Raw genomic sequence first — 18,317 nt, 5'->3', positions numbered from 1 at the left:
AAAACGTCAGGTGATAACCTGAGACGAATGTAATGGTTGTTCATCTTAATGTGCAAACCGACACTGTCAATAAGCCACACGAAAAGAACTTAACATCTGAGCAAATAATGATCAAATGCAAGCTTTGCTTTTATCCTCTCTCATCACTTGATAGCTACTTCTGCTATGACTGCCTAACAAGACTGCCCTACATTACTACCCATTGTGAAAGCTGTGGGCTTCCTACCAACACCCAGCTAGACATGTGCGGTCACTGTCAAAAGCAGCCCTTTGCGTTTGATCACGCATTCAGTCCATTCGAATATAAGCCTCCGATTCAGGCATTAATCCATCAATTTAAAGCCAATCAGCTTGCTAACTTAAAACCACTCCAGGCTTGGCTGTTCTCTGCGTATTACCACCACTTTCGACATCGAAAGATAACGGGCTTAATTGCCATTCCCAGCAGTAGGCGAAGCATGATCCGGCGAGGCCATGCACCAGCTCAAACCCTGGCTCAGTTACTCAGTCAAAGAACCCATATTCCCGTTCTGCCAAACGTACTGTCCAAGCGTTGGCTAGTACCGAACCAAAAACAGCAAACTAAGCGATCCCGACAGACTGCCCATCAATTCAAATTCCACATTGAAAGGCTGCACGCTGAGAACCAACTCCCCCATAGACAGAGAAACTCCAATCAGGATCACCGAATCCTGCTGATTGACGATGTCATGACGACCGGAGGAAGTGCCAACGAAGCAGCCAAACATCTAAAAGCCGCCGGAGTTCACCAGGTAGATCTACTGACCATTGCCCGAACGCCCATGAACCACTAGACTGATCTTCCAGCCATAACACCCGAGTGTATATCGTGTCCGATCTGTCTCATCCATACCAATCACTTACACAAGACAAAATTATCGATCTCGTCGAATCACTTGGATTTTATTCTGACGGACGGACTTTTCCGCTCAACAGCTATGAAAATCGCGTTTATCAAGTAGGAATTGAAGAAAGCACTCCGGTGATTATCAAGGTCTATCGCCCGAACCGATGGACTCGCACTCAAATCCAGGAAGAGCACGATTTCCAATGGGAATTGGCAAACGCCGATATTAACGTTGTCCCACCGTTACTCATTGATGGAAAGACGCTTCATGAGAAAGATGACTTCTTATTTTGTCTTTACGAGCGTCGATCAGGCCGGCCACTAGAGCTGGATCAGTTAGACCAACTCTATGAAGTAGGGACACAGCTCGGCAGGATTCATAGCATAGCCAAGGCCAAGCAATTCAACTCCCGACCTGAACTTAACGTCGAAACATTTGGCCAACAGAGTATCGAGATCGTTCAACAATCGGGATTATTACCGAACTATCTGATAGAACCCTATCAGGTACTGACCGGTCAGTTACTGGACATCATGCGCCAGTGCTGGTCCGCTCACGCTCCCAACCAGATTCGTCTGCAAGGCGACTTTCACCCGGGCAATATTTTAATCCGCGATGAGGAATCCTTGTTTGTGGATTTTGATGATTGCAGAAACGGGCCGGCCATTCAGGACATCTGGATGCTGTTATCCGGCGATCGCCACCAGCAAGAAACGCAACTGTGCGAAATCCGTGAAGGCTATGAAATGTTCTGTGAATTTCCTACCGAACAGATGGGACTTATTGAAACCATGCGAACCTTACGACAACTGCATTACGCCGCATGGCTCACCAGTCGTTGGGACGATCCGGCCTTCCCGCATAACTTTCCCTGGTTTGGTCAGGAAAGATACTGGTCTGAGCACATTCTGTCCTTAAAAGAACAATTAGCAGCACTGCAAGAGCCTCCTCTGAAGCTCCTGTAATCGAACAATCAGCCAAAACCTTAGTGACTTACGGTTTTGGCTTGCTCTCGCATGGCTCTGGAAGAATTCTGTAAACGATTTTTCTTCGCCTGCTCTACCACATCGAAGGTAAACTTCGCACGGCGACGTTCCGGACTAAGCATTTTGAAGGTATTTCCCAATTGCTCAAACCTGAACTTACGTTCTGATAACGGCATCAACAACGCCTGCTTAACCGCATTCGCCACTCCCACCACATCCAGCGGATGAACAACCAACGCCCCAGGTAAATCATTACCATCCAGCGCCAACGACGACACAACCAACACGGCAGGGTCCTCAGGATCTTGCGCCCACCAGAAGTCACTATGATGACACGAGGTATAACAGCCCAGACTTAAATCAACAAACACTCTGGCAGATCGAAAAAGCAGTTCGGGTGACGTACTCCACTTCTGACTAATCGCTAACCTGAACGGTTTACGGGAATAAGAGCGCCAATGGTCATTAAGATCGTCCAAATCCCCCTTCCATTGATGAACAATACTCTTTACTCGCTCTTCATTGATCGCAAAAGGCGTCACTAACGAACCGAACACCATATCTTTTGCTAACGCAGGATTGTCCCTCAAAAACAGCTCATACGCCTGATTTCGATTAGTTCGATTAGAGAACCAGGAGGGCACATCAACAGTAAGCACTAACTTATCCCCCGAAGACATCCCAAAACAATCTTCCGGGGTCTGCCCCTCTAAGCTATCACGATCAACAAACGAAACTGGCGGATACGCCGCCACCTTGAGAATTTGATTATCCTTCTTGAGACGCTTATCAGCGAGAGTAACCGCACCCTTCAGATCCATCATCGCATTCGAAATGTTCTGAATGTCGGCTTCCCGAGAAAAAGTCACCAAATCGAAGTAAAACAGGTCGTCTAATAACTCTTCCGCAACCGGTAAGGTTTTGAGCACCTCAGTCCCGCAAAATGAAGAGGATAAAGACAAACCAATCGGGAGGTTGGGTTGCAGTTCTTTTAAATATCGAGCCAATGGAATCCAATGTGCATCGTGCAACCACAACACATCACCATCGCGATACAACGAAGCCAAGCCTTCAGCCAACCCTTTGTTCCACTTACGATAGGCCGAATAATGGTGATAATTGAAACTAAAGCCCCGTCGCAAGTGATGAAACAGCGGTATCAAGCATTCTTCGTAAAAGCGAAGACTTAACCCCAATTCATCACACTGATCTATGTTCAGACCAATTAATTGGGTTGATTTATTTGGGGAGCCACCTTCCCGGGCAACACACAACCACACCCCATTTTCCACCTGCTGATGGATACTCGCTACTTGTTTTGCAACGATATCCTTGGTGTCGACCCCGCCATACCAGCTAAGGCTTAACATGCGCCCAATCTTCACATTAACTCCCTTTTCTTAGGTAATTCCTAAAGAAAGATGCTTAACTTCATGATTCAAATAACTTTGTAGTATAGTTTATTTTTTGAACAGTCAAGCTAATCCAGAGTTTCTTTTCAAAACATCTCAATTCAAACCTGCGCACCACTCTTTTATAATGCTTCACTCCTAATTTTAGAAAACAGTCGAGGAAATACGGGATGTTCATCGTTGGCCTGACCGGAGGCATTGGCAGTGGTAAGAGTACAGTGGCTCAATTTTTCAAACAGCAAGGCATAAATGTGGTCGACGCGGATCAAAAAGCCCGAGACGTTGTTGAACCGGGTACGCCCGCATTAAAAGAAATTGCCAACTACTTTGGTCCTGAGGTTCTGTTGGAAGATGGCGCTCTCGATCGAGCACAGTTAAGAAGCATTATCTTTAATTCCGAAGAAAAACGCCGTTGGCTGGAAGCACTGCTGCACCCCCTGATCAGAGACGCAATCATTGAGGATCTGAATAACTCTTCGTCAGACTACGCGATACTAGAAAGTCCTCTGCTCTTCGAAACCGATCAACACCTACTGACGAACACAACGTTACTTGTGGATGTCCCTGTTCAGCTTCAAATAAGTCGCACCTGCGAGCGGGACAACAACGAGAGAGAACAAGTAGAAAAAATCATCGAGGCACAGATGCCCCGTGAGCAAAAACAGGAAAAAGCAGAATACATTCTGGATAACAGCCGGGATTTACCGCTTGTTCGGGAACATGCGCAAGAACTTCACCAGACATTTCTAACACTTGCCCAAGCCGCCAACTAATTACTTGAGGACGTCAACCATGTCAGAACCGATTAAATTATTTAAATGCCCGACCTGCAGTGCACCGACACAATACGATACCGAAAAATTCCCACACTTTCCTTTCTGCTGTGAACGCTGCAAGATGATTGATTTAGGCGCATGGGCCAAGGAAGAACATAAGATTGAAGGAGATCAGGAAGGCTTCGACGATCTCTTCTCCGAAGAAGACACCTTCTAGCCATCCCACCTACTTCTGAAACGCCCGGATACCTGCAATGCCTTGAGCGCCATGAGCCAAGGCAATCGCCAGATCTTCATTATTCACGCCACCCAATGCATAGGCAGGCATATGAGCCAGCTCAGCTAAACGGGCAAACTCATCCCACCCAAGCACACAGGCTTGAGGATGAGAAGGCGTCTCCTTCACCGGAGAAATGAAAATAAAGTCCACCTCCAACGCATTGGCTTTCTCAATTTCTTCCTCGTTATGACATGATGCCGACAACCAAAGCACATCGGGACGGGAGCTTAACGAAGTTAATTGATCCGCCGTCAGATGACACATGAGCGGGTCGTTTTTCTGAAGAACCCGAAACCCCAGATCTTTCAGTTCACTCAGCCGGGCAACAAATTCTGATTTATTCGAATCTCTGACGTATATCGCTAAACTTTCCGGCGTAAACGATGCTTTGATCGCCTCAAGCTGTTCATTCGACAACGGGTCCAGAATGGCTACACGTTGAGGCAAAAGTAAGGCGTTTAAGATGCCTTTATTGGCGGCAGGGAAGGAATACTTCGGAAGCTGATCTTTAGCGCACCAAACCACTGGCTGCCCCTCTTTTCCGTGGGGTTCGCCAGTGAATTCAGTCACTCGATGTACATCCAGCAGCACATGCTTATCCGGGTAACGGTATTTCACCGAAATCAAGGGTTCGTGCTGTAACACATCAATGCCTAACTCTTCATGAAGCTCCCTTTGTAAAGCCCGAGTGAGTGTTTCTCCCGACTCAACCTTACCTCCTGGAAACTCCCATAAACCACCTTGATGTTGATGATCAGCACGCTTGGCGATGCACACATCACCATTGCTTCGTTCAATCACTGCTACCGCTACATGCACCAATTTCATTTAATTCTCACTACCGCCTTGATCAGTTCGGCTCTCGACGCCACGCATTAATCCTCTGAATACGAGCATCTACACCGGGATGCGTCGACAAATATTCAAAGTACTTGTTACTTTGATCGTCATCCTGATGATTTTGTTTACTACTTTCTTCACTCTCATCCATAGGCTGTTCTGCCAATCGAGACAAAATCTGAGCGAAATAATCAACGTCCATGCCTTGCTGATCCAGAAATTCTATGGCGTATTGATCTGCTTCATACTCAAATTCTCTAGAGTAGCCCAATTCAATCAGCAGTGCTGGCAAATAGACAACGGCGGAGCTCACACTCGATACATCGCCCGCGAACACCATCAGGATAGAAGCTAACCCCGCCTGTTGTAATAACCGTCGCAATGCATGCCGATGTTCAAGGTGCCCAATCTCATGCGCCAATACAGCAATGATCTGATGATCGCTGGTTGCCAGCTCAACCAACTCGTCTGTGAGAATGATGTGATCATTAGGCAAAGCCAATGCATTAGCGCCAAGTTTCGGACTCGCCAGGAATACTAGTGTGTAGTTTTGATGAGGCTTTAGAATACGCTGAAATCGATGTTTTAATTCTTCTTGTCGGTCTGGTTCCAGCTGACTGGACTCAAACAGATTCTCATCCATCCAAACTTGTACATCATCCCCAAGAGGGTATAACACGTCCTGAGGAATCACCTCTGCACCATATTTTGCAGCAACAGGCAATCCATAGTGAACGCCTCCCCACAAGAAAACAACGGTAAAGACCACACCGATCAAAATCATCCACCAGGAGTGTTCTAATGAATGGATGAGTCGATTAAACGCGCCAGTCTGAAAGTGTTCCTGCACTTGATCCACAAGATCATTATCGGCGGTTTCCAACTGGGCACCGTTAGGTAAGCGTATCCATCGAGGGGTATTGGCAATTCGGGGCTGGACCACTAACTCCTGCCACCGGCATTCCTTAACGTGAGAAGCTATGAGAGAGGTTGGTGAAGATGATGTGAGGGTGACCACCCCCTCTTCCGACACTGAGACAGAAACCAGTTCGGATCGACTGGTTTCTCCATCATGATAAACCGCTTCAAACTCCATTAAAAACCAATGTCCACATCAAAGGCTTCACCCACTTCCTCACCCAAAGCACGACGCTCTTTTTCCTGCTTGGCAACAAAGTTGTTTAATGAATCGGTAATAATTGCAGTATTTTCCAATCGGTATTTGGCCGCACGAATCTTGGCCCAAGGGGTCGCCAAGCCAAGTGTGCAAGCGATCAAGACCGTATTCGACATGTATATCCACCACAAGCCAGCAACCTCAAGGCTTGATACCAAGGTGACCTCATCAATTGAGCTGTTGTTCACAATCAAGTTCTGCTTATAAACGGAAAAATACGCATAAACCAACATGTAGATAACAAAAGTCAGCAGAGTAGTCACTGCGATCAACACAAAATTCATCCCCAACGAGTCAATCGTCTGCTTGATGAACACCACCACAGTCGCCAGAAAGATACCCAGCCCAATGATCACCCCGGTAGCCAGAAGGTACATTTTATAGAAGTCCCAAACACCCGCACCAAATGTAAAGTTAGAGGTACCGAATTGGCTCTGACGAAGTTTAAATGCACTGAACATCTGATCCCAAAGAGGAAACAAAAGGATTAGAAACAGATATGGAATAAACGCCCACACAGGAGGCGGCGGAGTCACAGCATAGCCGGAGTCATCAATCGTTAAAGAGTTCATATCAATGAATTCCGTCAATTCAACCTCTTCATCAAACGAAATTTCATCGTCCTCGAGAAACTCCTCCAGCATGTCATTGTACTGGTAAGCATTCTGAACCTCAGGCGAGTTTTCATGTAGCATGAGGGGAACCATAAACAAAGACACCAACAACACGGGCAAAGCAAAAATCACATAAGCCTTTTTAAAATCTCGTTGGAAATGGAACGTAATATTACGGTAGGCCGTGTTTCTCAAGCGGAAAGATAACGACAACACGATTAAGCCTGGAATAGCCAACATCAACAGAACAAAGGCTATGTAACCGTACTGTGGAAACAGCTTCTGGACAGAGGAGTACGCCACTAACAGCGCAACCGCAACCATTCGCCCCTTGAGGATATTCATTGGTTCGGCAAGGTACTGAAATGAGCTTCCTAATAACGAAGTGTTGGAGTAAAAATATTGATTGGTTCGAACCTTCGCCCACGCAGAGTAGACGCCAAAGGTAATGATCGACAAAAAGATATTAACGATCCAGATTTTGAAGAACTCTTTGCCGGTTCCTGAAAACTCTATACCAACTCTTTTGCGCTCTACAACATCAGACGAGATATCTTCGGTAGCAGTCACGTCCATCTCAAACTCCTTTTTAGATGAAAGAATAGCTTGAGGCAGAAGTCATCTGCCTCTGTATAATAATTATTGGTTTTAAGTACGGTATTCTGCGTTAATGGTGACATAGTCATGAGACAAGTCACTGGTCCATACGGTCTCAGACGCGTCACCTGACGCCATATTAATACGAATCAGAATGTCTTCTTGATTCATCACTGCCTGCCCAGCTTCCTCGGTATAGTCCGTAGCACGACCACCATCCCGAACGATACAAACGTCATCAAGGTAAATCTCAAGTTTATTCAAATCAAACTCGGAAATGTTCGCACGTCCCACGGCCGCTAAAATACGCCCCCAATTAGGATCTGAAGCAAATAACGCCGTCTTAACCAGCGGTGAATGAGCCACAGTGAATGCCACTTCCAGTGCTTCGTCTTGCGACAATGCATTCTCAACCTGAATAGTCACAAATTTGGTGGCGCCTTCCCCATCCCGAATGATCGCTTGAGCCAGAGTAATCATCAGCGTCTGTAGCTTTTCTTTGAAAAGACCGTACAGCTCATCTTGCTCAGAAGTAATTGCAGGTGCCGAAGATTTACCCGTCGCCACAAGGACACAGGAATCGTTTGTAGAAGTGTCACTGTCAACCGTAATTCGGTTAAATGATTTGGTTGCAGTCTCAGTCAACAAGGCTTGAAGAATCTCTTGATCCATAGCGAGATCGGTAGCAACGTAACCCAGCATGGTCGCCATGTTTGGCTTGATCATGCCTGCGCCTTTAGAAATACCGGTAAGCGTAATCGAATGCCCCTGATATTCGAAACTAACCGAGGCGCCTTTGGGACGAGTATCAGTCGTCATAATGCCAGACGCAGCATCTACCCATGCATCCGCCACAAGCGCATCTTTAGTTGTTGGAATGGCAGATAATAGACGATCCATTGGAAGGTTCTCGCCAATCACGCCAGTAGAAAAAGGCAGTACTTCACTGGCCGACACGCCATAACATTGTGCAACAGCGTCACACGTTGCTTTAGCATCACGTAAGCCCTGCTCGCCTGTACCCGCATTGGCGTTCCCGGTGTTAACAATCAAATATCTTGGGGAACCCTTTGACAGATGCTCTTTTGAAACTAAAACGGGCGCTGCACAAAATCGGTTCTTTGTGAAAACGCCTGCTACACAGCTGCCTTCAGCCAACTCAAACACCACCAAATCTCGTCGCCCAGGCTTTTTAATACCTGCAGATACTATAGCGATCTTCACGCCGTCTATCGGTAGCAAGTTAGGGAGAGTAGGATTTCCTGTAGCCATAACGTTCTCTTAAATAAAGTTAATGTAGATACAAACAAAAAAAGCCCTTACAGGCTTTTCTTGTTAGGGTTAGTGTCTATTCACAGACACTAAGTTTACAGTTTGCCGTGGCATTGCTTGTATTTTTTGCCAGAGCCGCAAGGACATGGATCATTACGCCCGACTTTCGCAGCATCTCTTACAAATGGCTGTTCAGCAGTTTCAGCAGCCTCATCACCCTCAGAGTTCTGCTCATTACCTAATGCAGACGCATCGTCATGACGATACTGTACTTGCTCATTATCCAGCTGAGCTTGGCGCTGACGCTCCATTTCCTCAACTTCTTCAGGACGCTGAACCTGAACATGACTGATGATTCGAATCACATCTTGTTTAATGTTCGTTAGCAATTGCTGGAACAGTTCAAAGGCTTCACGTTTGTATTCTTGCTTTGGATTCTTCTGAGCATAGCCTCTCAAGTGGATGCCCTGGCGAAGGTGATCCATCGTTGCCAAGTGCTCTTTCCATAAAGTATCCAACACCTGAAGCATAACTTGCTTCTCAAAACCGCGTAGCGTTTCAGCGCCCGCAGCATCTTCTTTTGCTTTATAGACAGAAATGATTTCATCTGAAATTTTCTGACGAAGCGTTTCTTCATACAGTTTTTGGTCTTCATCCAACCACTGTTGTACAGGCAACGCAATGGCAAACTCAGACTTCAAATGCGCTTCAAGACCGGCTACATCCCATTGCTCAGGAAGACTCTGCGGTGGAATAAACATACTGATTGCATCATTCAGTACATCTGAACGGATAGCTTCAATGGTTTCAGCAATATCCTCTCCTGCCATCAACTCCTGACGTTGTTGATAGATTACGGTACGCTGATCGTTAGCCACATCATCGTATTCAAGCAACTGCTTACGAATATCGAAGTTACGTCCTTCTACTTTACGCTGAGCTTTTTCGATCGCATTGGTAACCATTCGGTGCTCAATGGCTTCACCTTTTTGCATGCCAAGCGCTTGCATGAAGTTCTTCACACGATCAGACGCAAAGATACGCATTAAGTCATCTTCAAGGGATAAATAGAAACGCGTCGAACCTGCGTCCCCTTGACGACCTGAACGGCCACGCAACTGGTTATCAATACGACGAGATTCGTGACGCTCAGACCCCACAACGTGAAGACCACCAGCATTCAATACCGCCTCATGACGCGCTTGCCACTCAGTACGAATCTTGTTGATCTGTTCTTCGGTCGGCTCATCTAGCTTAGCGACTTCGGCTTCCCAGTTACCACCTAATACGATATCGGTACCACGACCAGCCATGTTTGTCGCAATGGTCACCGCACCAGGCACACCCGCCTGAGCAATAATCTCCGCTTCTTGAGCGTGGTGTTTTGCGTTCAATACATTGTGCGGAACCTTGTCTTTCTTCAATAATCCAGACAGATATTCAGACGTCTCAATCGAAGCCGTACCAACCAATACAGGACGACCCGCTGCAATGCAGTCACGAACATCGTCAATAATCGCCTGATATTTTTCTTCGCGCGTCAAATACACCAAATCATTAAAGTCTTTACGCTGCGGTACTTTATTCGCAGGAATAACCACTACGTCCAATCCATAAATCTGGCGGAATTCGAATGCCTCAGTGTCTGCCGTCCCCGTCATACCCGACAGTTTGTCATAGATTCGGAAGAAGTTCTGGAAGGTAGTAGAAGCCAAAGTCTGGCTTTCTGCCTGAATCTGTACACCCTCTTTCGCTTCGATTGCTTGGTGAATACCTTCACCCCAACGACGGCCAGGCATAGTACGACCGGTGTGTTCATCAATAATGACAATTTGTTTATTTTGAACGATATATTCAACGTTCTTATGGAACATCACATGCGCTTTTAAGCCAGCATAGACATGATGCAAAAGATTTAGATTCTGTGGCGAATAAAGACTGTCGCCTTCAGATAACAAACCAATCTCAACCAAAAGCTCTTCGACAAACGTATGACCGTCTTCCGTCAGTTCAAGATTTCGTTGTTTTTCGTCGTAGGTGTAATGCCCCTCAACCGCCTCTTCATGAAGAACAAGCTTAGGAATCAAAGTATTAATTTTTTTATACAGCTCTGAACTGTCTGCCACTGGGCCAGAAATCACAAGCGGGGTACGGGCTTCATCAATGAGGATAGAGTCCACCTCATCCACAACCGCAAAGTTAAGACCGCGCATGACCTGATCTTCCTTACGGAACGCCATATTGTCGCGCAAGTAATCAAATCCAAACTCGTTGTTTGTACCGTAAGTAATATCGGCTTGGTATGCTGCCGCTTTCTCTTCCGGGCTTTGACCTGAATAAACTACGCCAACGGTTAAGCCTAGGAAACGATACAAGCGCCCCATCCACTCGGAGTCACGCTTAGCAAGGTAGTCGTTCACGGTAACAACGTGAACACCTTTTCCGGAAAGGGCATTTAGGTATACAGGTAAGGTTGCTACCAGCGTCTTACCTTCACCTGTTCTCATCTCGGCAATTTTGCCGTTATGAAGCGTCATACCACCAATGAGCTGTACGTCAAAGTGACGCATGCCCATGATGCGCTTACCTGCCTCACGAACTACCGCAAAGGCTTCAGGCAACAAAGCATCCAAAGATTCGCCGCTTGATACACGCTGTTTGAATTCGTCAGTTTTGGCTACTAGTTGGTCATCTGATAATGCAACCAGATCGGCTTCCATCTCATTTATGTCATTAACGATCTTTCTTAGTGATTTTATTTCTCGATCATTCTTGCTGCCGAAGAGTTTTCTTACCAGTGGTGCAAACATAGAAGCCTTCTGTGTATTTCCATTAAGTGCTTAACACTTGGTTATTATATCGCTATATCAAGTGCTTTCGTTTCAACATTCATGCGTAGCTGAGGCCAGCTAAACCGATAACTATAAGCGCTTTATACGTGAATCTTGTTACAATAGGGAACAGATAATAAAAGGATTTTAAAGAGAATACCAATAGCTGATTATCAACTATCGGCTTGCACGGTGGATAAAACGAGCAGGATCCACTTGACGGTTATTTTTAAGCACCTCAAAGTGCACATGAGGACCTGTTGATCTGCCAGTACTGCCCATCAAGGCAACGACCTGGTTCTTATCCACAACATCCCCGACTTTCACCTTAATTTCCTTACAATGGGCATAACGAGTCGAATAGCCATTCCCATGATTTATTTCTACTAACTGTCCATAGCCATAACGCTTATCGGCCCAGGTAACAACACCTGCGGCCACAGAAATAATGTCGCTACCGTCTTTTCCTGCAAAATCTACCCCGGCATGCCAAGCAATACGCCCGTGAAAAGGATCACGACGTTTACCATAGCGAGATGACATCCAGCCTTTGGTAATTGGACGGCCAGCCAAGAAAATATCTTTCTTGAATTCACGATTACTTAACAAAGAGTGCAATACTTCAATCTGCTGCTGACGATCAACGATTCTATTGGTTAACTGATCCAGCGCATCGCTTAAAGTAGGCGCTTGATAACTTTCATCAAGCATATCAGAAGGTCCGCCCATACCAGGGCCGGTAGAAAAATCGAATTCGCTCTGATCAATATCCGCCATTTGGGTCAAACGCTCACCCAAGCCTTCAATACGCAATAGGCGTGCTTGCAACTCACCCATTTTCACGGAAAGTGCATCGATTTTTCGTGTGGATAATTCTTTTTGAGCTTCGACCTGCTGCTTTTGATTACTTAGGTCATCCGACCAGCGAGTAATCATTTCCGGGGTCAAAACATTAGACTGTCGACTGACAGCATACTGATAACCGCTGTACCCAACGGCGGCCAATAAAGCCAAAAATAGAATAAGCGCCATCAACAAACGTTTACCGTTCATTGAATAGGTAGAGGACTGACCATGCGATTTACTAATAAAAACGATATTCATTAGGCGCTTACAAATAAAACTTCGACTGTTACAGTATATATTAAGTGAAAAATATAACCCATCTATCTCAGAATTGTAACGTAGATATATAAAAAAACTGCCAGCAAAGCTGGCAGTAAATATACGTTCGTTACTTTGGCACTGCAGTTTCGAAAGCGCAACCAGTTATCTTGCACACTTCCTTTCTGACAATACCATTCTCTAAATCAAGCAGTTACAGGCTTCATATAATTAATTGGTAAGGTTTCAGCGCTCTCGTAGGTTACCAATTCCCAGGCATCCTTTTGAGCCATCAACTCACGTAACAATAAGTTATTCAGTCCATGACCGGACTTAAACCCAATGTATTCACCAATCAAGCTTTTACGCAGAAGATATAAATCTCCCACAGCATCCAATACTTTATGTTTTACAAATTCATCTTCGTAACGAAGTCCATCCTCATTAAGGATAGAGAATTCATCAACCACAATCGCATTGTTTAAGCTGCCACCTAATGCAAGATTTTGAGAACGAAGGAACTCAATATCCTTCATGAACCCAAAGGTTCTAGCTCGACTCACTTCTTTCACAAAAGAAGTACTCGAGAAATCAAGCGATGTTTGCTGATTGCCTTCATCCACCACAGGGTGATTAAAGTCGATTGTGAAAGTTACTTTAAAACCATCAAACGGCTCAAAACGGGCATATTTGTCGTCTTGACGAACTTCCACAGGCTTTTTAATACGAATGAATTCTTTCGGCGCATCCTGCTCTGCGATACCAGCTGATTGCAACAAAAATACAAACGGTCCGGCACTGCCATCCATAATTGGCACTTCCGGCGCAGAAAGCTCGACATAGGCATTATCAATACCTAAGCCAGCCATTGCTGACAACAAGTGCTCTACAGTATCCACACGAACACCACCTTTGATTAACGTGGTAGACATAGTGGTGTCCCCAACCTGATCAAAGTTAGCTTCTACTTCATTGGCACCTTCCAGGTCAGTACGACGGAAGATAATCCCGGTATTCACAGGCGCAGGCTTTAGTGACAAATACACTTTTTCACCCGAATGCAGGCCCACACCAGTGGCACGAATACTGTTTTTCAAGGTGCGTTGTTTAATCATGGCAACCACCATCTATATGCAAGTTACTACGCAAAGGCGCGCGATTGTACCAAAAAGTGTTTAAGTAATCACTTACTAGTTGACCCTTAGACAACTTATTTAGACAACCTACTTCATTCACCGTATCTACCCTAGGTAGAATCAACAACCTAATCTGCTTGGCGACGTAAAAACGCAGGAATATCAAGATATTCGATGCTGTCTTCACCACCCACGGCCTTCTTCGCAACACCAGCAACATCAGAGGTATCTTCAACTGGCTTGTTACGCATAACCGTAGGACGATCAAGCTGGCGATAATCGACCTGACCATCAGCCTGCTTCGCAGTGTTATCAATTACTTTAACTGGCTTCTCAACTTCAAACGATCGACCAATGCCTGTAGCAACAACCGTTACTTTAATTTCATCGGTCATTTCAGGGTCAATAGAGGTACCCACAACCACAGTTGCCGTATCAGAAGCGATTTCCTCAACAATTTCACCCACTTGAGCAAACTCACCAAGGCCAAGCTCTGGACCACCAGTAATGTTAACCAGAATGCCGCGAGCACCTGTTAAATCGATGTCATCCAACAACGGGCTACGAATCGCTTTCTCAGCCGCCTCAGTTGCACGATCCTCACCGGTAGCAACACCAGTTCCCATCATGGCCATGCCCATTTCAGACATAACCGTTTTAACGTCGGCAAAGTCAACGTTAATAACGCCAGGGTGAGTAATTAGGTCAGCAATACCTTGTACGGCACCTAGCAACACATCATTTGCTGCTTTAAATGCATCCATCAAGCTGGTTGTTTTACCCAACACAGACAAGAGTTTTTCGTTAGGAATCGTAATCAATGAATCAACGTGCTGAGACAGCTCTTTAATTCCTTCATCCGCAATTTTCATACGTTTGCGGCCTTCAAACGGGAACGGCTTAGTCACAACCGCTACCGTCAAAATCCCCATTTCGCGGGCTACTTCAGCCACGATTGGAGCTGCACCGGTACCTGTACCGCCACCCATACCAGCAGTAATGAAGACCATATCCGCACCGTGCAGCACTTCCATAATGCGCTCACGATCTTCAATAGCAGCTTGGCGACCAACATCAGGGTTAGCACCCGCACCAAGACCTTTTGTTAATTCATTACCCAGTTGCAAGATAGACTTAGCAACATTCTTTTTAAGCGCTTGTGCATCAGTGTTTGCACAAATGAAGTCTACGCCTTCAATATGATTATCCACCATGTAGCACACGGCATTACCGCCACCGCCGCCAACACCTACAACCTTAATGGTGGCCTGGTTTGGTACATTATCAACCAGCTCAAACATATTAGACATTTCTAATTTCTCCTTTAACGAACGCAATTCTTATAGTTTTTTCTTAAAAATTTCCTTGGAACCATTTCTTCAGTTTGCTCATCACGTTTTCCTGTTCGACAACATGATTGATTTCCGCTGAACTTGTCGGACCCTCTTCAAGGGTCTTCTGGCCATAAAGCAGCAAGCCTACAGCCGTCGAATAAATCGGATTACGCACCACATCAGTTAGCCCCGTCACTGAATGAGGTACTGCTAGGCGTACCGGCATATGGAAAATCTCTTCTGCCAACTCAACTACGCCTTCCATCTTCGCCGTGCCACCGGTCAATACAATGCCGGCAGGCACTAAATCTTCGAAACCACTTCGACGCAACTCGGCCTGAATCAAGGTGAACAATTCCTCGTAACGAGGTTCAACCACTTCCGCCAACGCCTGTCTGGACAGATCTCTTGGTGGACGATCGCCAACACTCGGCACCTTGATGGTTTCATCCGCCCCTGCAATTGTGGTTAATGCACAGGCATACTTCATTTTGATCTCTTCAGCATGCTGAGTCGGTGTTCTCAACGCCATCGCAATGTCATTCGTCACCTGATCACCCGCAATAGGGATCACAGCCGTGTGGCGAATTGCACCTTCTGTAAACACCGCAATATCCGTGGTTCCCCCACCAATATCGACCATACAAACGCCGAGTTCTTTCTCATCCTCGGTCAACACCGCATAGCTGGAAGCCAATTGCTCTAAAATCACATCATCGACTTCCAGAGAGCATCTTCGAACACACTTCTCAATATTCTGTGCAGCATTCTCTGCACAGGTCACCAGATGCACCTTCGCTTCCAGACGTACTCCCGACATACCAAGCGGTTCTTTAATACCTTCTTGATTGTCGATCACATATTCCTGAGGAAGGATATGCAAAATTTTCTGATCCGCCGGGATAGCTACAGCCTTAGCCGCTTCAATTACTCGCTCAAGATCGGCCTGCATTACTTCACGATCTTTAATCGCCACAATGCCATGGGAATTCATACTTCTAATATGATTTCCAGCAATACCGGCAAATACCGAATGAATCTCACACCCTGCCATCAATTCAGCTTCCTCTACGGCTCGCTGAATGGACTGAACCGTGGACTCAATATTCACCACCACGCCTTTCTTCATTCCACGAGACGGATGTGATCCTATCCCTACAATTTCAATCCGGCCGTCATCCGTGGTTGCACCAACAATCGCAACTACTTTTGACGTGCCAATATCCAATCCAACAATCATGGTTCCTGATGCAACCATAGCTAGGCATTTCCTCTTTCTCACCGAACACTATGTCGGCAGTCCCTAATTTCAAATCCCAATGTCATGTCGATATACCCTATATTTGTTGTTCTTGTGCTTTCCAAGCCACTGCCAAGCCATTGGTATATCGCAGATCAACGCGTTCTATTTTTTCAATCTTGTCATGCAACGCCAAACGGTAGACCGTTACAAACTTACTTACTTTCTGACTCACCTGGTCACGCCCGAGATTCAGTACCAATTGGTTACGACACACCAATTGCCACGCACCTCTGGAGGAACGCGTCAGTGACTCAATCGTCAAACCAACGGGCGACAATAAGCGACTCAAATCTCGATACGTCGCCATCATCTCTAACTCACGCCCTTCCACACTCTGCAAATTGGGCAGTACCTGAAAGGGTTCTGTATCCAGAACCTCAAATACCTCGCCCTCACTACTGAGGAGCGCATTATTGCCCCAACGTGCCACAGGTACATGTTCCTGGACGACTAACTCAACCCCGTAAGGCCAAAACCGCTGTATTTTGACTGTATCTACCCAGCCAAACTCTTCTGCCGCATTACGCAACACCGTCATATCGGCCGAAATAAAACCTTGCTGCCCCAATGCGAGCATGGTCTTTTTCAACTTATCCACATCCAAACGACTGCTATCACCTGAGATAACAACCTGTTGGATTGGCTGATCCAAGTATTCAACCAATAGTTTGGCAAGGCTGGCCGAACCATAAATAAATCCGGACAACATCATTACCAAACACAACAAAGGCCAAGGGATATGCTTTAACCAAAGTAACTTTGGTTTTCGTTTCTGCTTTGGCACCACGTCCTCAGCTGCCAAGCGACTGGCACCTCGACGGGGCGTCCTCGGCTGTGCATGATCCCGCATAGCCTTCTTACCCTTTTAGTGACGCCTCGGACAGAACCTCCAACACCAACGCTGGGAAATCCATGCCTCGCGCCTTCGCCGCCATCGGTACTAAACTATGATCAGTCATACCAGGCACAGTGTTCACCTCTAGCAAATAAAATTTACCCGTCTCACCGTCCTGCATAGCATCAACCCTACCCCAACCTTCACATCCAACCGCTTTAAACGCAGTCAGAGCCATCGATTGAAGCGCACTTTCCTGAGCCGAGTCCAAACCACACGGCAATAGGTAACGGGTATCATTCGCTAAATACTTGGCATCGTAATCATAAAAACTATGATCGGTTTCCAATCGAATAACTGGTAGCGCTTCACCATTCAAAATAGCGATAGTAAATTCACTTCCCGTCACCCATTTCTCAACCAGCACACTGCTATCCAGTGCTTTAGCCTTGGTAATGGCCTCAACCAATTCCGACTCAGAATTTGCTTTCGACATCCCAATACTGGAACCTTCATGCGCAGGCTTCACAATTAATGGCAATCCAAGCTTTTCAATAATCTGAGACGCACTGACATCATCAGTTACCACTTGATACTCAGGCGTTGAAATGCCATTTCCAACCCAAATATGCTTGGTCAGTTCTTTATCCATCGCGATAGCAGAAGCCGTGACTCCACTACCGGTATATGGCAGACCTAACAGTTCAAGGAATCCCTGAACCTTTCCGTCTTCTCCGCCTCGACCATGTACTGCATTGAACACCCGGTCATAATTACCCTGGATCAAGCGCTCCATCCAACCATCTACGGCGTCAATCGCATCAAACTCTACGCCTGCACTTTTAAGTGCCTCACAAACAGCCCCACCACTTTTGATGGAAACATCTCGCTCCGCTGAGGTACCACCATACAGCACAGCCACTTTGCCAAAAGAAGTTGTTGAGCTCATCA

General features: G+C 46.1%; 16 protein-coding genes. 4 read left to right on the top strand and 12 right to left on the bottom strand.

All coding sequences use genetic code 11. The annotated features are described in order from the left end of the window. The first annotated feature begins 107 nt into the window (after positions 1-107). Entirely contained in the window at positions 108-815 is a 708-nt protein-coding gene (locus tag QQL66_RS18960; protein ID WP_284383635.1) for a ComF family protein, read from the top strand. A 35-nt stretch (positions 816-850) separates the two neighbouring features. Next, positions 851-1,834 carry a serine/threonine protein kinase gene (locus QQL66_RS18955; RefSeq protein WP_284383633.1) on the top strand — a complete coding sequence of 328 codons (984 nt, stop codon included), beginning with the start codon at positions 851-853 and terminating at the stop codon, positions 1,832-1,834. Between the two features lie 20 nt (positions 1,835-1,854). Here the strand turns inward: QQL66_RS18955 and QQL66_RS18950 are convergent, their stop codons facing one another. Continuing rightward, positions 1,855-3,225: a trehalose-6-phosphate synthase gene (locus tag QQL66_RS18950; RefSeq protein WP_284383631.1), complete on the bottom strand. Its 1,371-nt coding sequence runs from the start codon at positions 3,223-3,225 to the stop codon at positions 1,855-1,857. Between the two features lie 212 nt (positions 3,226-3,437). On the opposite strand from QQL66_RS18950, the gene coaE reads away from it, so the two are divergent. After that, complete coding sequence (gene coaE, locus QQL66_RS18945; RefSeq protein ID WP_284383629.1) at positions 3,438-4,040, top strand: dephospho-CoA kinase; 603 nt, start codon at positions 3,438-3,440, stop codon at positions 4,038-4,040. Positions 4,041-4,059: 19 nt separating this feature from the next. Further along, on the top strand, positions 4,060-4,260 hold the full coding sequence (yacG, locus tag QQL66_RS18940) for a DNA gyrase inhibitor YacG (RefSeq protein ID WP_284383628.1): 201 nt from the start codon (positions 4,060-4,062) through the stop codon (positions 4,258-4,260). Positions 4,261-4,269: 9 nt separating this feature from the next. Here the strand turns inward: yacG and QQL66_RS18935 are convergent, their stop codons facing one another. The 11 genes from QQL66_RS18935 to QQL66_RS18885 all read right to left on the bottom strand — a co-directional run bounded on the left by QQL66_RS18935 (position 4,270) and on the right by QQL66_RS18885 (position 18,315). Next, positions 4,270-5,151 (bottom strand): Nudix family hydrolase, encoded by an 882-nt coding sequence (locus QQL66_RS18935; RefSeq protein WP_284383627.1) that lies wholly within the window; start codon positions 5,149-5,151, stop codon positions 4,270-4,272. 22 nt (positions 5,152-5,173) lie between these two features. Then, the gene (locus QQL66_RS18930) at positions 5,174-6,259 is read right to left on the bottom strand and encodes a M48 family metallopeptidase (protein WP_284383625.1); all 1,086 of its coding nucleotides are present in this window, start codon (positions 6,257-6,259) and stop codon (positions 5,174-5,176) included. Further along, positions 6,259-7,530 (bottom strand): YjgN family protein, encoded by a 1,272-nt coding sequence (locus QQL66_RS18925; protein ID WP_284383624.1) that lies wholly within the window; start codon positions 7,528-7,530, stop codon positions 6,259-6,261. The genes QQL66_RS18930 and QQL66_RS18925 overlap by 1 nt, the downstream gene beginning before the upstream one ends. Before the next feature lie 72 nt (positions 7,531-7,602). Continuing rightward, positions 7,603-8,823 carry a bifunctional glutamate N-acetyltransferase/amino-acid acetyltransferase ArgJ gene (gene argJ, locus QQL66_RS18920; RefSeq protein ID WP_284383623.1) on the bottom strand — a complete coding sequence of 407 codons (1,221 nt, stop codon included), beginning with the start codon at positions 8,821-8,823 and terminating at the stop codon, positions 7,603-7,605. A 95-nt stretch (positions 8,824-8,918) separates the two neighbouring features. Further along, positions 8,919-11,633 carry a preprotein translocase subunit SecA gene (secA, locus tag QQL66_RS18915; RefSeq protein ID WP_284383622.1) on the bottom strand — a complete coding sequence of 905 codons (2,715 nt, stop codon included), beginning with the start codon at positions 11,631-11,633 and terminating at the stop codon, positions 8,919-8,921. A 198-nt stretch (positions 11,634-11,831) separates the two neighbouring features. After that, positions 11,832-12,758, bottom strand: coding sequence for a M23 family metallopeptidase (locus tag QQL66_RS18910; RefSeq protein ID WP_284383621.1), 927 nt, complete (start codon positions 12,756-12,758; stop codon positions 11,832-11,834). Between the two features lie 206 nt (positions 12,759-12,964). Beyond that, entirely contained in the window at positions 12,965-13,873 is a 909-nt protein-coding gene (gene lpxC, locus QQL66_RS18905; protein ID WP_284383619.1) for a UDP-3-O-acyl-N-acetylglucosamine deacetylase, read from the bottom strand. Positions 13,874-14,022: 149 nt separating this feature from the next. After that, positions 14,023-15,195 (bottom strand): cell division protein FtsZ, encoded by a 1,173-nt coding sequence (gene ftsZ, locus QQL66_RS18900; protein ID WP_284383854.1) that lies wholly within the window; start codon positions 15,193-15,195, stop codon positions 14,023-14,025. Positions 15,196-15,247: 52 nt separating this feature from the next. Further along, positions 15,248-16,486 (bottom strand): cell division protein FtsA, encoded by a 1,239-nt coding sequence (gene ftsA, locus QQL66_RS18895; protein WP_284383617.1) that lies wholly within the window; start codon positions 16,484-16,486, stop codon positions 15,248-15,250. Positions 16,487-16,565: 79 nt separating this feature from the next. Further along, positions 16,566-17,381, bottom strand: a complete 816-nt coding sequence (locus QQL66_RS18890) for a cell division protein FtsQ/DivIB (protein ID WP_284383615.1) — start codon at positions 17,379-17,381, stop codon at positions 16,566-16,568. A 7-nt stretch (positions 17,382-17,388) separates the two neighbouring features. Next, positions 17,389-18,315 (bottom strand): D-alanine--D-alanine ligase, encoded by a 927-nt coding sequence (locus QQL66_RS18885; RefSeq protein WP_284383613.1) that lies wholly within the window; start codon positions 18,313-18,315, stop codon positions 17,389-17,391. Between the last annotated feature and the right edge of the window lie 2 nt (positions 18,316-18,317).

Origin of the sequence: Litoribrevibacter albus (assembly GCF_030159995.1) — a bacterium.
Classification (GTDB): Bacteria; Pseudomonadota; Gammaproteobacteria; order Pseudomonadales; family Litoribrevibacteraceae; genus Litoribrevibacter; species Litoribrevibacter albus.
Note: the sequence above shows the minus strand (reverse complement) of the source record. Positions and strands in the feature narration are given on the sequence as shown.

Excerpts from the sequence above, each read along its gene's own strand:
- ftsZ (WP_284383854.1), bottom strand. The coding sequence starts at position 15,195 with ATGTTTGAGCTGGTTGATAATGTACCAAACCAGGCCACCATTAAGGTT.
- argJ (WP_284383623.1), bottom strand. The coding sequence starts at position 8,823 with ATGGCTACAGGAAATCCTACTCTCCCTAACTTGCTACCGATAGACGGC.
- QQL66_RS18930 (WP_284383625.1), bottom strand. The coding sequence starts at position 6,259 with ATGGAGTTTGAAGCGGTTTATCATGATGGAGAAACCAGTCGATCCGAA.
- secA (WP_284383622.1), bottom strand. The coding sequence starts at position 11,633 with ATGTTTGCACCACTGGTAAGAAAACTCTTCGGCAGCAAGAATGATCGA.
- yacG (WP_284383628.1), top strand. The coding sequence starts at position 4,060 with ATGTCAGAACCGATTAAATTATTTAAATGCCCGACCTGCAGTGCACCG.
- lpxC (WP_284383619.1), bottom strand. The coding sequence starts at position 13,873 with ATGATTAAACAACGCACCTTGAAAAACAGTATTCGTGCCACTGGTGTG.
- ftsA (WP_284383617.1), bottom strand. The coding sequence starts at position 16,486 with ATGGTTGCATCAGGAACCATGATTGTTGGATTGGATATTGGCACGTCA.
- QQL66_RS18890 (WP_284383615.1), bottom strand. The coding sequence starts at position 17,381 with ATGCGGGATCATGCACAGCCGAGGACGCCCCGTCGAGGTGCCAGTCGC.
- QQL66_RS18950 (WP_284383631.1), bottom strand. The coding sequence starts at position 3,225 with ATGTTAAGCCTTAGCTGGTATGGCGGGGTCGACACCAAGGATATCGTT.
- QQL66_RS18960 (WP_284383635.1), top strand. The coding sequence starts at position 108 with ATGATCAAATGCAAGCTTTGCTTTTATCCTCTCTCATCACTTGATAGC.
- QQL66_RS18885 (WP_284383613.1), bottom strand. The coding sequence starts at position 18,315 with ATGAGCTCAACAACTTCTTTTGGCAAAGTGGCTGTGCTGTATGGTGGT.
- QQL66_RS18910 (WP_284383621.1), bottom strand. The coding sequence starts at position 12,758 with ATGAATATCGTTTTTATTAGTAAATCGCATGGTCAGTCCTCTACCTAT.
- coaE (WP_284383629.1), top strand. The coding sequence starts at position 3,438 with ATGTTCATCGTTGGCCTGACCGGAGGCATTGGCAGTGGTAAGAGTACA.
- QQL66_RS18925 (WP_284383624.1), bottom strand. The coding sequence starts at position 7,530 with ATGGACGTGACTGCTACCGAAGATATCTCGTCTGATGTTGTAGAGCGC.
- QQL66_RS18935 (WP_284383627.1), bottom strand. The coding sequence starts at position 5,151 with ATGAAATTGGTGCATGTAGCGGTAGCAGTGATTGAACGAAGCAATGGT.